The sequence below is a fragment of the Sphingomonas gellani genome (genome assembly GCF_900110035.1).
Classification (GTDB): domain Bacteria; phylum Pseudomonadota; class Alphaproteobacteria; order Sphingomonadales; family Sphingomonadaceae; genus Sphingomonas; species Sphingomonas gellani.
Genome location: NZ_FOCF01000004.1, coordinates 293,496 through 306,883 on the forward strand (window position 1 = coordinate 293,496; position 13,388 = coordinate 306,883).

The following is a 13,388-nucleotide window of genomic DNA, read 5'->3' on the forward strand; positions in this document are numbered from 1 at the left end:
GACGGGCCGACTAGAACCGGCGGCAATGCGTATCGCCTTTGTCTACATCGCCGAAGCCTATCAATGCTACCATGGCGCGGCCATCGCCATCGCGCTGGCCGAACGCTTTGGCTGGCAGGTCGTGAACTATTACAACGATCCCGAAACGCCCCACCATCTGGAACGTGTGCGTCGGGCCTGTCGCGCGCCGGTTGCCGAGTGTCGGCGCCTGCGCCGATCGCCTTTGACCGCCGGGTTGCAGCGGCTGAAGCGGCTGGGCATGTTCAAGGACATGGTCCTACGCGACAATCGCGCAGAGCTGAACGAGTTCGACGCGATCTTCGCGGTGGAGAACAGCGCCGCCTCGCTCCGTCGCCTGGGCGTCGCGCATCCGCGCCTGATCTTCTCGCCGCACGGCGCGGGTGACCGGGCGCGCGGCTATATCCCCCGCATCGCGACGTTCGACCTGGTGCTGTTGTCCGGGCTCAAGCAGGCGGAGCGGATGCTGGATGCCGGGCTGATCCGTCCTGGCCATTACGCCCTGACCGGCATGGTGAAGCTGGAAACCGCCGGGCGCCTCGCCGCCTCGACGCCGTTGCCGTTCGGACCCGGCCCCGTGGTGCTGTACAACGCGCACAAGGAGCCGAAGCTGACCTCCTGGCCGCGCTTCGTGGAGGCTTTGCTCGACGGCTTCGCGAGCGCGCCGGACATGAACCTGCTGGTGGCGCCGCATGTGAAGATGTTCCGCCGTCGATCGCAGGCAGTGCGCGATCGCTGGCGTGCGCGGAGTACCGCCAACGTCCTGGTCGACCCAGGTTCCGACCGGTCGGTGGACATGAGCTACACCGCGGCGGCGGACATCTATGTCGGCGATGTCAGCGCGCAGGTTTACGAGTTCCTGGTGGAGCCGCGTCCCTGTGTGTTCCTGAACGCCCATGGCATCGACTGGCGCGACGATCCCAGCTTCGCGCATTGGCATTTGGGCGACGTGGTGGACGATCCCGCGCAGGTCATGGCCGCGATCCGCGCCGCACCGGCCCGGCACCATCTGTATCGCGCCCGTCAGGAGGCGCTCGCCGCCGCCTCGCTGGGCGACCGGTCCCCGGGTGCCGCCGACCGTGCGGCCGAGGCGGTCGTCGCGTTCATGGCGCGGGAAAAGGACGCCGGGCAGGGGCGGACGGCGTGAGGGTCGGGTTCCTCTACAATCACGACGCGGTGCATCAGGTGCGCCATACCGCGCCGGTCGCGGCCGCGCTGGCCGGGCAGGCGGGGGTGGAGGTCGTGGTCCTGTCCTCCACGCCCGATCAGGAGCGGGAGGTGCGCGCGCTGATCGGTCCGGCGGCGGCGCGGGTGCGCTTCGTCGCGCTGGAGCCGGGCGCGCTGGCGGGCGCGCTCGACCGGGCGCTGCGTTTCGTGTCGCCGTTCCGGCGGCTGGCGGTTCTGCGGCGCAACCTGTCCGCCTTTGCCGATCTGGACGTGCTGGTCGTTCCCGAAACCACATCCATCCTGCTGCGAGAGCGGTTCGGGCTGGATCGGCTGCGGTTCGTTTGGATACCGCACGGGGCCGGCGATCGATCGGTCGGCTTCCTTCCCGTCGCCCGCTCCTTCGACCTGGTGCTGCTTGCGGGGGACAAGGTGCGTGACCGGATGATCGCAATGGGCCTGGTGACGCCTGAGAGCAGCGCGGTGGTCGGCTACCCGAAGTTCGACACGGTGGATCCGGCACAGGCGCTGCCCTCACCCTTCGCCAACGATCGCCCGACCGTGTTGTACAACCCGCATTTCGACCCGCGCCTGTCGTCCTGGTACCGCATGGGTCCGCAGCTGTTGCGCTGGTTCGCCGACCAGCGAGCGTTCAACCTGATCTTCGCCCCGCACGTCATGCTGTTCCAGCGCCGCTTCCATGCCTCCATGGAGCATCGTGGCGTCCGGTGGCGCGCGGATGTGCCTTCGGGCGTGCGTGGCCTGCCCCACATGCTGGTCGACACGGGGAGCGATCGGTTGAGCGACATGAGCTACACCCGCGCGGCCGACATCTATCTGGGCGATGTCAGCAGCCAGATCTACGAATGGATCGCGCGCCCCCGGCCCGCCATCTTCCTGAACGCCGGCGGCCTGTCATGGCGGGACGATCCGGATTTCGCGCATTGGGAACTGGGGCAGGTGATCGACTCGGTCGACGCGCTGCCGGGGGCGCTCGACCGGGCTGTGGCGGAACCGGCCCGTCACCGGGTGCAACAGGACGCGGCGTTCGCGGGCACGTTCTCGCGGACCGGCGTGTCCGCCGCGCGGCGCGCTGCCGATGCCATCGTCGATCACTTCGCCGCCTAACGTCCCATCGATCGTCCGGCATCAGCAACGGTTAAGGTGAGGGGCGCCAAAGGGCTCGCATGACACGCATTTTCCCAAGCCTTGCCGTCCTCGCCTCCTTGCTGGCCGTGCCGTCCGTCGCCTCGGCGCAGACTTGCACGGGCGACCGTGTCGCGGGCGCGGTTCGGTTGGAGACCGTGGTGACGGACGTGCGCAATGCGCATGGGGAGGTGGCGATCACCATCTATGCCAACGATCCCAAGAAGTTCCTGGCGAAAGGTGGGAAGCTGTTGCGGGCCCGCGTCCCATCCGGCGCGCCGACGACGCGTGCGTGTTTCTGGCTGCCGGCGGGGCAGTATGAGGTCGCGGTCTACCATGACGAGAATGGCGACCAGCATTTCAACCGCACGCTGTTCATGCCGAAGGAAGGCTATGCGTTCAGCAACGATGCGCCGACCACGTTCGGCCTGCCGAAGCTGAGCGACGCGCGCTTCACCCTGCCGGCCGGTGGCGCGTCGGTCCGCATGAAGATGCGCTATCCCTGATGGCCCTTGCGCCAGTTGAGCACTTGCCACCCGCGTGACGCGGCGAGCCGGGCGAGGGGAGGGTGCGCATTGACCGCGACCGCCTCGTCGACCCAGTCGAAGGTGTACCGGTCGGAGACATGGTCGGAGTAGAAGCGGATGCGCGCCTGTTCGCGCGCGATCCCCTGCCGCGCCAGCCAATCCGCGATCATCGCCTGCTTGACCGATCCGTAACAATTTCCGCCATCGATCGTCGACAGGATCGCGCCGCCCGGCGCGCGTGCCGCGTCGGTCGCGACCACATCGTCTACGCCCAGCCGCCTCGCGATCGGCTCCGCGTAGAAGCGGTGGGCGGCGGTCGCGATGACCACGCGCCAGCCATCGGCATGATCCCGCGCCATCCGATGGCGCGCGCCCGCCAGGATGTCGCGTGCCACGAACCGCTTCGCGAACGCCTCCGCTACGCGTTCCAGCCGCTCCGGGGCCACGGCGTGACCCAATAGCAGCCGGTGCATGACCTGCTTCAGGTCGTCGCGACCGATCGCCCCCGTCATGCGGAGCAATGCCGCCGGGGCCAGCAGCGGCACCGTCGCGAGCCGCCAGGGTGCGATCCGCCGGGACGCGAACAGCAGGAACAGGCTCCACGTCGGCACCCGCGTGATCGTCCGGTCCAGGTCGTAGATCGCAAGCTTCACCGGCGCGCTCATCACGCTGCACCCTGCTCCACCAGGCTGCGCACGAGGTCGAGGTCGGCGGGTTTGTCGACGTCGACCGCTGCCAATCCATGTCGGCTGGCGACGATCCGCGCCTTTACGCCCGCACGTCTGCCAAGCGCCGCCACCGCATCGGCGAGCGTCAACCGTCCCGACAGATATCGCAGCAGCAGGCCGGGCCCGAGACGCCGGACGATCCGCCACGGCCGCTTGCGGTCCCGCTCCACGTCCGACCACAGGGCCAGCGCGGCGTCGGCCGCAGGCGTCGCCAGCCAGAACATGTTGCACCCCGACCAATGACCATCGGCAAAGCGCAGCCAGGTGCGGCGTGTGGTCGGTGCGTCGCGTTCCACCACCGATCGTTCCGCCAGCAGCGCGGCGACATCGGCATCCGGCACCCGATCCAGGAATTCGCGGACCCATTCGGGCCTCAGCAGCGCATGGTCGGCCGTGGTGAGCAGCAGCGGCGCGCCGGCATAAGCCAGCCCCTCACACGTGCTGGCGCTGGGGCCGGCGGCGGCCTGAAGGGGAATGGTGCCGAGCGCCTCCGCATGTCGCCGCACCGCCTCGCTCGACACGCTGACATGGATGCGGTCCGCACCCGCCTCACGCAGGGCGGCCACCACGCGTGCCAGCATGGTGGTGCCGTCGATTTCGATCAGCGCCTTGTCGGGAACGCCGGCATAAGTAGCCAGCGGGTCGCCGCCGCCACGCGAGCCGGCTAGCACCAGGGCGGAAAAGCTCAAGACCCGCCGTCCGCTCTCGCCCGGGCACGAAACACCCGCCACAGCACGCCCGGCGCGGCCAGCACCGGATGACGCTCGCGCCACGGCGTCGCCTCGATCGCGACGCCGGTATGCCGCTCGATCTTGTACAGCGCGTATCGGGTCGCGCCGTCGAAGGTGAAGGCCGCCTTCAACAGGCGGGCTATGTTGATCGCCTTGCCCGCACGTCGGCGCCGCGCCCATGCCGCCTTCAACCGCCGCGACTGGCCCGGCGGGAGTTGGGGAGAGACTTGTCCCTCCGCCTCCCGGAAGGGCAGGCCGTCGGCGCGCCACGCCATGGGCAGCAGTGCCGCATAACGATCCGCCGCGTGATCGACGATCTGGTCACCGCGACCGTGCCGCTCTACCCGCAACTCACTGCGATAGGTTTCCGCGAACAGCGCTCGCCAGAAATCGATCGGCGTGCCGCGTGTCGGCCCCAACGCGGCCGCGAAGCGCGCCGCCGTGCGGATCGCCTCCGCCACTGCGTCCACCGCCATGTCGGCCGCGGCGGGAGAGGCGGACCACGCCAGTGCGCAGGGCTGCGCGAAGCGGGCCCATATCGTCGTATCCAGCGTCCGTCCCGACGCGGCGCGGCGAAAGGTGGCCAGGGTCATGGTCGCGACCTTAGCCCGGATCGTGCGGCCATGCACCGCCAACTCGCGCCAGCCTACATCGGGCCACACCGCGCGTGATGCGGCTCGTCTAACCACCGACCCGTCGTTTCGCCGCGTGAGGACGTAAAAGTCCAGCACGTCGTCCAACTGCCCCGACCGGAGGACGGAGCCGTAGAACAGCACCGCCTCCGCGCCCGACTCCTTCCCCAGACGTGCGGCGGCTTCACGGACCTGCGCGGGCAGCGGCTGGGATAGCTCCCGCCGGACATGATCCAGGATCATCGCCCGACGATCATCGTGCCGGGATCATGCGTGCGCGGGAACGAGGAACTCGATGGGATCGCCCTCGCGGATCATCATGTCGCCGCCCTCATACCGCTCACCATCGAGCACGAAGCCCGAATCGATATGGAGACGCATCGCGGACGTGTCGGCACGGTGATAACCCCGCGCCTCGATCCAGCGTGCCTCCGACCCGGCGAGCACCGCCGGAACGGTCGCGGCGAGAAGCTTTGGCGGCGCATCGACGCCGAGCAGCTTCAGCCCGCCGCGTGCCCGACCGAATGGCTTGATGCCCAGCGGCAGGCGGGTCAGCGTGGAACCGAGCAGCAGGTACATGTTGCGATCGGTACAGCGGCCATCGGCCAGCTCGATCCGCATGCGATCACCGCGACGCCAGTTGTTGTTGCGTCCGCCGAACAGCGTCTGCGCCACCGCACCGGTCAGGGTCAGGCCGACCGCGAGGCCGTTGAACGCGCCCAGCTTGTGCGTGTCCTGCGCCAGCGCGGTTGCGCGCACGAAGGCGCCCGCCCCGAACAGGAAGCCACGCAGTGCCGGCTCCCGGCGGCCGATCCGCTCCACCACGATCGGCGCGCGCGACACGGTGTTGCCCGTATCGGCCGCCCGAATCGCATCGTCCAGCGTCCAGCCCTTCGGCACGCCAAGGTCGATCGCGAGGGCATTTGTCTTGCCCGAGGGCACCACGGCGACGCGCGGCATGGTGCGGAAATGCATGGCCGCGGCGGTCAACACGTCGCGCACCGTTCCGTCACCGCCGCTGACGATCAACGTCTCCACGCCACGCGCAGCGAAGCGCGCCAGCGCGTCGTCCATCTCGCGCCGGCTGACTGGTGCGACGCCGGCGACATGCGCGGGCAGTCCGTCCAGCGCATTGCTGAGGCCGGCATTGCGGTGTGCACGCCCGTTCAGGATCACGCCGACCGGCTGCGACGGCGCCTCAAACACGACCCGGAAGTCCGTGGGGGCCACGGCCGGGAAGGGAGGGAGGAGAAGGTCCGGGACGTTACTCCGGGACCGCACAAGAATGTTCATCGGTGCAGTCCCAACGCAAAACAACGCCTAAATTATGGCCGAGTGAAAACAAACTCTCCGCGGCGTCGTTCCGGAATCGGTGCGGCGAGCGCTCGGCGACCCGCGACACAGCGGGATGTGGGGGTGCCGAACCGCTCTGCCAAGGGTGGTCAGCCGTTCAGTGCGGTCACGAACGCCCGCGCGTTGCGGCCCGCCTCCGCCGCCGTCATGCCGGGCTTGTACAGCGCGGACCCGAGGCCGAACCCTGCCGCCCCGGCGCCGCGCCATGCCGCCATGGTGTCGGGCGCTATGCCGCCGACCGGCAGCACCCGCGTGCCGCGCGGCAGCACGGCCAGCATCGCCTTCAGCACAGGCGGGCCGCCCGCTTCTGCCGGAAAGAGCTTCAGTGCCGTCGCGCCCGCCTCCAGTGCGGCGAATGCCTCTGTCGGGGTCGCGATGCCCGGCAGGGAGGCGAGGCCGGCCTCAGCGCTCGCCGCGATCACGGCGGTGTTCGCATTGGGGGAGATGACCATCGTCCCGCCGGCGTCCGCCATCGCCGCGACGTCCTGCACGCGCAGCACCGTTCCGGCGCCGATCACCGCGCGCCCGGCGAACCGTCGCGCCAGCCGCGCCACGCTGTCCAGCGGGTCGGGGGAGTTCATCGGCACCTCGATCAGGGTGAAGCCTGCATCGACCAGCTCATCCCCGATCGCCTCCACCTCGTCCGAGCGGACCCCGCGAAGGATCGCAACCAGGGGGCAACGTGCGAACGCGTCGTCGAACGCGGCGACATGGGGCGAGGGGGTGGTCATGACATGGCTCCGATCCGGACGATTCCCGCGACAAAGGCGGCATGGCTGTCGATGGCGAACGCCTCGCGGCCGTTGGCCTCTATCGCGATGGTGTAAAGCGCGCCGAGCACGGGATCGGCCAGCAGGTGGACGGCATCGTGCCGGCTGTCGGCGAGACGGGCCGCGACGTCGCTGCCGATCAACAGCCCGCTGACATAGCTGGCGGCATCGGCATCGTCGCGCAGGTTCAGCATCGCCGCGGCACGGACGCCGAACAGGTCGGCGGCGAGGTCACGGCGCTTGCCATGCTCGACGCCCTCGCGGAACGCATCGCCGGGCGACACCGACCCGCCCAGCTGCGGGGCCAGAATCGAGTGGCCGCGCAGCATTGCGAACAGCTCACCCGTCATCGCGGTGGTGAAGCCGGCGATGCGCCCGTCCTCCATGCTGACCCATTTGCAGTGCGTACCAGGTTGCGCCAGCAGCGCGTTGGGCGGCGCCAATCCGGCTGCGACGGCGCCCAGCAACTGGACCTCCTCGCCCCGCATTACGTCGCCGCGCCCGCCCTGGACGCTGGAGACACCCGGCACGATCGCGGTGCGCTCGTCCACCCAGCTCAGCGCGCAGGCCAGGTCCATCATCCCGGCGGGGGCGGGGACATAGGGCGCGACCTGCCAGCCGATGGTCGATCCGACCATGCCGGCCAGCAGCATCGGCAGATCGCCGAAGCTGTCGCGGATCGTCGCCACCTCTGCCGGAAAGGCGCCAGCAGCGACCGCCTTCACGCCGCGATCGTCCCGCTCGCTGCGGATCACTACGCCGTCCTCGATCAGGTAGACGCGCCGGTTGGTCGTGCCCCAATCGACCGCAAGAAAGCGTTCGCCGATCCGCATCGCGTCGCTCACCACCATGTCGCGTACAGCGCGATCAGGATCAGGATCACGCCGATCGCACCGACATTGAACCCGGTGCGGGTCGCATAGCGGACATCGCCCGTCTCGATCGTGTCCGTGCCGGCGCGGCTAGGCGTCACCAGCGACACCAGCACGCACAGCGCCAGCGCGATCAGGAACACCAGCCCCATGCGGTTCATGAACGGTACGGTCGGGGCCGCCACCTTCATCAGGTAGGACAGCAGGACGGAAGCGACCGCCGCCGTGATCGCACCCGCTTCGTTCGCCCGCTTCCAGAACAGGCCGACCAGGAAGATCACGGTGATCCCGGGCGTGAAGAAGCCGGTGAATTCCTGAATGAACTGGAACGCCTGCTCGCTGGACCCGACCAGCGGGCGCGCGGTCAGAATGGCGATGACGATCGCCGCGATCGCGGTGATACGCCCTACCTTCACCAGATGGCGCTCGGACCCGATCGTACCCTCGCCATTCTCTGCCGGCTGCGGCCGGAATTTGGCATAAAGGTCGAGGGTGAAGATGGTCGCGATCGAATTGATCTTCGACGCTGTCGACGCGATGATAGCCGCGACCAGTGCAGCGAACACCAAGCCCAGCAGCCCGGTCGGCAAAAGCCGCATCATGGTCGGATACGCCTCGTCCGGCTTTGCCAGACCCGGCGCCAGCAGCACGGCGGCGATGCCCGGCAGCACGATGATCATCGGCATCAACAGTTTCAGGAACGCCGCGAACAGCACGCCCTTCTGCGCCTCGTCAATCGATTTGGCGGCCAGCGCGCGCTGGATGATATACTGGTTGAACCCCCAATAGCTGAGGTTGGCGATCCACATTCCGCCGATCAGCACCGACAAGCCGGGCAGGTCCATGTAGTGCGGATCGCCCTGTTTCAGGATCATGTGGAAATGGTCGGGGATCGTCTGCGTCAGCTTGCTCCAGCCCGCCGTCACGCCCTCACCGCCGCTGATCTTGTCCAGCGTCAGGTACGCGACGACGAGGCCACCCAGCACCAGCAGCGTGACCTGCACGATGTCGGTCAGCGCAACCGCCTTCAGCCCGCCCTTGATCTGGTACAGCAGCGCGAACACGCCCAGGATCACCAGCGCCAGCGTCTGGTCGACGCCGGCCACCTTGGTCACCGCGATCGATCCCAGCCAGATGATGCTGGTCAGGTTCACGAACACGTACAGCGCCAGCCAGAACAGCGCCATCAGCGTCCGGATGCGCGGGCCGTACCGCCGCTCCAGGAACTGCGGCATGGTGTAGATTTCGTTGCGCAGGAAGATGGGCAGGAAGAACTTGCCCACGATCAGCAGCGTCAGCGCCGCCATCCACTCATAGGATGCGATGGCCAGGCCGATGGCATAGCCCGATCCCGACATGCCCACGATCTGTTCGGCGGAGATGTTCGCCGCGATCAGCGATGCGCCGATCGCCCACCAGGGCAGGTTCTTGGACGCCAGGAAATAGTCGGACGTGGTCTTGGCGTGCCCGGCCTTTTCGCGGCTGACCCACTGCGCCAGCCCGAATATGCCGATCGCGTACAGCAGCACGACGGCGGCGTCGATCATCGATAGGGTCATGTCGGTCTGTTCCTCCCCCGGTCAGGCGGACGGATCACCGCACGGTCGCTGGCCGAGCCTCTGGATTTATATGATTTAAAATAACTGTCCAGCCGCGACATGAATTTGGCGTGACAGGCGGGCAGGGCCGGGTCACACTGGGGTCATGCCGTTGCCCGTTTCGAACAGCCATGCCGCGGACCGACCGGCGTTTGGTCGCAACCTGACCTATGGCATGCTCGACGCGTTGGGTCGCGCCATCGTCATCGGCGAGTATGAAACGGTCGGGTTCCCCACCGAGGCGGAACTGGCCAAGCAGAACGGCGTCAGCCGATCCGTCACGCGTGAGGCGGTGAAGATGCTGACCGCGAAGGGGCTGCTCAGCGCCCGGCCACGACAGGGCACCGTGGTGCAGCCGGCCAGTTCGTGGAACCTGTTCGATCCCGACGTGCTGCGCTGGCTGTTGGAGCGGAAGTTCTCGATCGACCTGCTGCGCCAGTTCAGCCAGTTGCGTGTCGCGATCGAGCCGGAGGCGGCGGCGCTCGCCGCGTGCTTCGCCGGCGAGGCGGATCGGACCGCCATCGCCGACGGCCTTCGCCGGATGAGGGAGGCGGAGCTGGGGCATGAGGACACGCTGGACGCGGACATCGCCTTTCACGTGGCGGTGCTGCATGGGTCCAAGAACCCGTTCTACGCCCAGTTCCGCGATGTCGTATCGACGGCGCTCAGGACGTCGATCCGCTTCACCAACCGGATGAAAGGGCATTCGGCCAGCATCCGCGATCATGAAGCCGTGGCGAACGCCATCGCGTCCGGCGACGCGGCCAGCGCGAGAGAGGCGATGCGCGGGTTGATCCAGGACGTCATCGACCTGATCGATCAGGTGGAACGCGAACGCAGCTGAAGGCGCCGTGGGGCAGGGTGTCAGGCCGATGCCGCGTCCGCCGTCACCACGATCCCGTCCACCACGGCCACCGGCCATGTCGTCAGCCGCTGACCACTGCACGGGCCGCCGACGCATCGGCCGTCCTCCACCTCGAACAGCGCGGAGTGCCAGCTGCACGCGATCAGCTGTCCGTCCGGGGTGAGATACTCGTCGAGCACCTGCGCCAGCGGCAGGCCCATGTGCGGGCACCGATCCACATACCCCCACACCCGCTCCCCGCGCCGAACGACGAAGCCATGGAAGCGCCCGGCGCGCATCTGCAGCACGAAATTGCGTGCGGCCCCGTCCGTCAGGCTTTCAAGTGTCGCGAGCCGAACACCGGCGGGCGTGGAGGTCAGTCGCTCGCCCGCGTCGGGGATGGGCCCGTCGCTCATTCCGGCAGGCGCGCCTTGGCGAAGCCGCTCCAGACATCGTCATAGTCTAGCTGGGCTGTCGGCGTCTCGCTGGCCCAGCGTGTCGGGCGGACGGGCAGCCTAGTTTCGAACATGAAGGCCATGGTGTTGTCGACCTTCTGCGGCTTCAACTCCGCCGCCACGGCCTTTTCGTAGCTCGCTTGATCGGGCCCATGGCCGTTCATCTGGTTGTGCAACGAGGCGCCGCCGGGCGCGAAGCCGCCTTCCTTCGCGTCATAGGCGCCCTGGATCAGCCCCATGAACTCGCTCATGACGTTGCGGTGGAACCAGGGCGGCCGGAACGTGTCCTCCGCCACCATCCAGCGCGGTGGGAAGATCACGAAATCGCAATTGGCGGTGCCCGGCGTGTCGCTGGGGCTGGTCAGGACGGTGAAGATCGACGGGTCCGGATGATCGAAACTGACCGTGTTGATCGTGTTGAACCGGGTCAGGTCGTATCGGCACGGGGCAAGGTTGCCGTGCCAGGCGACCACGTCGAACGGCGAGTGGTCGAGCTGAGTCTCCCACAGTCCGCCGCCGAACTTCTGCACCACCTGAACGGGGCGGTCGTCATCCTCGAACCAGGCGACCGGTGTCTCGAAATCGCGGGGGTTGGCTAGGCCGTTCGCGCCGATCGGCCCCAGGTCCGGCAGACGGAACAGCGCGCCGTAATTCTCGCACACATAGCCACGCGCCTCGCCATCGGGCAGCGCGACCCGGAACCTCACGCCGCGCGGGATCAACGCGATCTGTAGCGGCGCCACCTCGATGCGTCCCATTTCCGTGTCGATCACCAGCCGACCGCGCTCGGGCACGATCAGCATCTCTCCATCGGACGAGAAGAAGGCGCGCTCCATCGACCGGTTCGCCGCATACAGGTGTATGCCCACGCCGGTCTGCGCCCCCACGTCGCCCCCGCCGCCATAGGTGACCAGCCCGTCGAGCCAGTCGGTCGGCTTTGCCGGCATCGGCAGCGGGTCCCAGCGCAGTCGGTTGGGAGAGGGGGGTACCTCGTCGAACGGTCCCGACCGGACCAGCTTGCCGCCAGAGTACGCCGTGAAGGGCGCGTGGTTGGCGGTCGGGCGCAAACGATACAGCCACGCCCGCCGGTTCTCGGATCGCGGTGCGGTGAAGGCGGTGCCGGACAGCTGTTCGGCATACAGGCCGAAAGGCACCTTTTGCGGGCTATTGCGGCCGATCGGCAGCGCGCCGGACACCGCTTCCGTCGCATGATGGTTGGCGAAGCCGGGGAGGTAGTTGGTCATCGGGATATCCTGTCCGTCACCGCCGGTGAACCCGGCGCGTCGGTCCCGGCAAAGCCGGGTCCTGTGCCCCGGCTTCGCTCATGCCGTCCGGGCGGGGCGCCGTGCCGTCGCACGGCATTCGGCGGAGCTTACGCATCCACCGTGATGACGCCGCGTCTGATCTGATCCAGTTCAATGCTTTCGTACAGCGCCTGGAAGTTGCCGTTGCCGAAGCCCTGATTGCCCTTGCGCTGGATGATTTCGAAAAAGATCGGGCCGACCATCGTGTCGGTGAAGATCTGCAGCAGGATGCCCTCGTCACCGACATTGCCGTCGATCAGGATACGGTTGCGGCGGAGCCGTTCCATATCCTCGCCATGGCCGGGCACGCGCTTGTCGACCAGTTCGTAATAGGTCTCGATCGTGTCCTGCAACCGCACGCCGCGCTCGCGCAGCTTTTCCACGGTGGCGAAGATATCGTCGGTCGTGAAGGCGAGGTGCTGGATGCCCTCGCCGTTGTAATCGCGGATGAACTCCTCGATCTGGCTCTTGTCGTCCTGGCTTTCGTTCAAGGGGATGCGAATCGCCTTGTCAGGCGCGATCATCGCCTGGCTGAACAGGCCGGTCGCCTTGCCCTTGATGTCGAAATACTTCTGTTCCTCGAAACCGAAGATCTGGTTGTAGAATTGCGACCAGACCCGCATCTGCCCGCGCCGGACATTGTGGGTCAAATGGTCGAGCAGGTCGAGGCCGACATTGTTCGCCGCTTCAGCATCCTGCCAGCCGGCGATCTCGTCCCAGGTGTCGTACAGCGTGCCGGAGTCGCCATGCTGGTCGATCAGATATAGGTTCGATCCGCCGATCCCCTGAAGCACATGGCTGCCCGTGCCCAGCGCGCCGGTCGCGGGATCGCCGGCCGGCGCACCGCGTGCGAGAGCCGCGTCGAAGGCCTCCTGCGCGTCAGCGACACGGAACGCCATGCCGTTCGCGGACGGGCCATGCTCCGCGCGAAAGGCCGCCGCCTGGCCGCTGTCCTCGCGGTTCAGCAACAGGTTGATGCGACCCTGCTTGTACCGCGTGATGTTCCGCTCCGGATGCCGATGCGTCGGCACGAAGCCCATCTGCTCGAACAAGGTGACGAGGCGGTCGGGATCGGGCGAGGTGAATTCGCAGAACTCGAATCCGGCCAGGCCCATCGGGTTGACGTCCATGTGTTCCATGCCGACACGGCTCCTGTGGTAACTATTGATACCAATGTGCGGCTCGGACGATCTGGTGTCAATGGATACTACTCTGCCGCAATGGTGGCGGTCGCTGCGGAACGTCG

The 13,388-nt window shown here is 67.7% G+C and carries 14 protein-coding genes; 4 read left to right on the forward strand and 10 right to left on the reverse strand.

Going from position 1 to position 13,388, the window contains the following annotated elements:
* Positions 1-25 precede the first annotated feature (25 nt).
* Genes BMX37_RS10015 through BMX37_RS10025 form a run of 3 tightly spaced genes read left to right on the forward strand, consistent with a single transcriptional unit; the run spans position 26 to position 2,834 of the window.
* Entirely contained in the window at positions 26-1,165 is a 1,140-nt protein-coding gene (locus tag BMX37_RS10015) for a hypothetical protein (RefSeq protein ID WP_093665580.1), read from the forward strand.
* Entirely contained in the window at positions 1,162-2,310 is a 1,149-nt protein-coding gene (locus BMX37_RS10020; protein ID WP_093665581.1) for a hypothetical protein, read from the forward strand. The genes BMX37_RS10015 and BMX37_RS10020 overlap by 4 nt, the downstream gene beginning before the upstream one ends.
* A gap of 59 nt (positions 2,311-2,369) precedes the next feature.
* On the forward strand, positions 2,370-2,834 hold the full coding sequence (locus BMX37_RS10025; RefSeq protein ID WP_093665582.1) for a DUF2141 domain-containing protein: 465 nt from the start codon (positions 2,370-2,372) through the stop codon (positions 2,832-2,834).
* On the opposite strand, the gene BMX37_RS10030 is transcribed toward BMX37_RS10025, so the two are convergent.
* The 7 genes from BMX37_RS10030 to BMX37_RS10060 form a co-directional block, all read right to left on the reverse strand.
* The gene (locus BMX37_RS10030) at positions 2,825-3,520 is read right to left on the reverse strand and encodes an HAD family hydrolase (protein WP_093665583.1); all 696 of its coding nucleotides are present in this window, start codon (positions 3,518-3,520) and stop codon (positions 2,825-2,827) included. The two genes, BMX37_RS10025 and BMX37_RS10030, sit on opposite strands and share 10 nt — an antisense overlap.
* The gene (locus BMX37_RS10035; protein ID WP_093665584.1) at positions 3,520-4,272 is read right to left on the reverse strand and encodes a nucleotidyltransferase family protein; all 753 of its coding nucleotides are present in this window, start codon (positions 4,270-4,272) and stop codon (positions 3,520-3,522) included. Before BMX37_RS10035 ends, BMX37_RS10030 begins: the two co-directional genes overlap by 1 nt.
* The gene (locus tag BMX37_RS10040; RefSeq protein ID WP_093665585.1) at positions 4,269-5,189 is read right to left on the reverse strand and encodes a hypothetical protein; all 921 of its coding nucleotides are present in this window, start codon (positions 5,187-5,189) and stop codon (positions 4,269-4,271) included. The genes BMX37_RS10035 and BMX37_RS10040 overlap by 4 nt, the downstream gene beginning before the upstream one ends.
* Before the next feature lie 24 nt (positions 5,190-5,213).
* A complete protein-coding gene (locus BMX37_RS10045; protein ID WP_170841917.1) occupies positions 5,214-6,152 on the reverse strand; it encodes a diacylglycerol/lipid kinase family protein in 939 nt (312 codons plus the stop codon).
* Between the two features lie 236 nt (positions 6,153-6,388).
* Positions 6,389-7,030 carry a 2-dehydro-3-deoxy-6-phosphogalactonate aldolase gene (locus BMX37_RS10050; RefSeq protein WP_093665587.1) on the reverse strand — a complete coding sequence of 214 codons (642 nt, stop codon included), beginning with the start codon at positions 7,028-7,030 and terminating at the stop codon, positions 6,389-6,391.
* Positions 7,027-7,920, reverse strand: coding sequence for a 2-dehydro-3-deoxygalactonokinase (locus BMX37_RS10055; protein WP_244501516.1), 894 nt, complete (start codon positions 7,918-7,920; stop codon positions 7,027-7,029). The genes BMX37_RS10050 and BMX37_RS10055 overlap by 4 nt, the downstream gene beginning before the upstream one ends.
* Positions 7,911-9,500, reverse strand: coding sequence for a sodium/sugar symporter (locus BMX37_RS10060; protein ID WP_093665588.1), 1,590 nt, complete (start codon positions 9,498-9,500; stop codon positions 7,911-7,913). The genes BMX37_RS10055 and BMX37_RS10060 overlap by 10 nt, the downstream gene beginning before the upstream one ends.
* Before the next feature lie 145 nt (positions 9,501-9,645).
* On the opposite strand from BMX37_RS10060, the gene BMX37_RS10065 reads away from it, so the two are divergent.
* Complete coding sequence (locus BMX37_RS10065; RefSeq protein ID WP_093665589.1) at positions 9,646-10,383, forward strand: FadR/GntR family transcriptional regulator; 738 nt, start codon at positions 9,646-9,648, stop codon at positions 10,381-10,383.
* A gap of 20 nt (positions 10,384-10,403) precedes the next feature.
* Here the strand turns inward: BMX37_RS10065 and BMX37_RS10070 are convergent, their stop codons facing one another.
* The 3 genes from BMX37_RS10070 to hppD all read right to left on the reverse strand — a co-directional run bounded on the left by BMX37_RS10070 (position 10,404) and on the right by hppD (position 13,281).
* A complete protein-coding gene (locus tag BMX37_RS10070; RefSeq protein WP_093665590.1) occupies positions 10,404-10,799 on the reverse strand; it encodes a Rieske (2Fe-2S) protein in 396 nt (131 codons plus the stop codon).
* Positions 10,796-12,082, reverse strand: coding sequence for a homogentisate 1,2-dioxygenase (gene hmgA / locus BMX37_RS10075; protein ID WP_093665591.1), 1,287 nt, complete (start codon positions 12,080-12,082; stop codon positions 10,796-10,798). The genes BMX37_RS10070 and hmgA overlap by 4 nt, the downstream gene beginning before the upstream one ends.
* Positions 12,083-12,210: 128 nt before the next feature.
* Positions 12,211-13,281, reverse strand: a complete 1,071-nt coding sequence (gene hppD / locus BMX37_RS10080; protein WP_093665592.1) for a 4-hydroxyphenylpyruvate dioxygenase — start codon at positions 13,279-13,281, stop codon at positions 12,211-12,213.
* Between the last annotated feature and the right edge of the window lie 107 nt (positions 13,282-13,388).

Coding starts and splice junctions, on each gene's coding strand:
- BMX37_RS10030 (WP_093665583.1), bottom strand. CDS start 3,520: ATGAGCGCGCCGGTGAAGCTTGCGATCTACGACCTGGACCGGACGATC.
- BMX37_RS10065 (WP_093665589.1), top strand. CDS start 9,646: ATGCCGTTGCCCGTTTCGAACAGCCATGCCGCGGACCGACCGGCGTTT.
- BMX37_RS10025 (WP_093665582.1), top strand. CDS start 2,370: ATGACACGCATTTTCCCAAGCCTTGCCGTCCTCGCCTCCTTGCTGGCC.
- BMX37_RS10040 (WP_093665585.1), bottom strand. CDS start 5,189: ATGATCCTGGATCATGTCCGGCGGGAGCTATCCCAGCCGCTGCCCGCG.
- hppD (WP_093665592.1), bottom strand. CDS start 13,281: ATGGAACACATGGACGTCAACCCGATGGGCCTGGCCGGATTCGAGTTC.
- hmgA (WP_093665591.1), bottom strand. CDS start 12,082: ATGACCAACTACCTCCCCGGCTTCGCCAACCATCATGCGACGGAAGCG.
- BMX37_RS10070 (WP_093665590.1), bottom strand. CDS start 10,799: ATGAGCGACGGGCCCATCCCCGACGCGGGCGAGCGACTGACCTCCACG.
- BMX37_RS10060 (WP_093665588.1), bottom strand. CDS start 9,500: ATGACCCTATCGATGATCGACGCCGCCGTCGTGCTGCTGTACGCGATC.
- BMX37_RS10015 (WP_093665580.1), top strand. CDS start 26: ATGCGTATCGCCTTTGTCTACATCGCCGAAGCCTATCAATGCTACCAT.
- BMX37_RS10050 (WP_093665587.1), bottom strand. CDS start 7,030: ATGACCACCCCCTCGCCCCATGTCGCCGCGTTCGACGACGCGTTCGCA.
- BMX37_RS10055 (WP_244501516.1), bottom strand. CDS start 7,920: ATGGTGGTGAGCGACGCGATGCGGATCGGCGAACGCTTTCTTGCGGTC.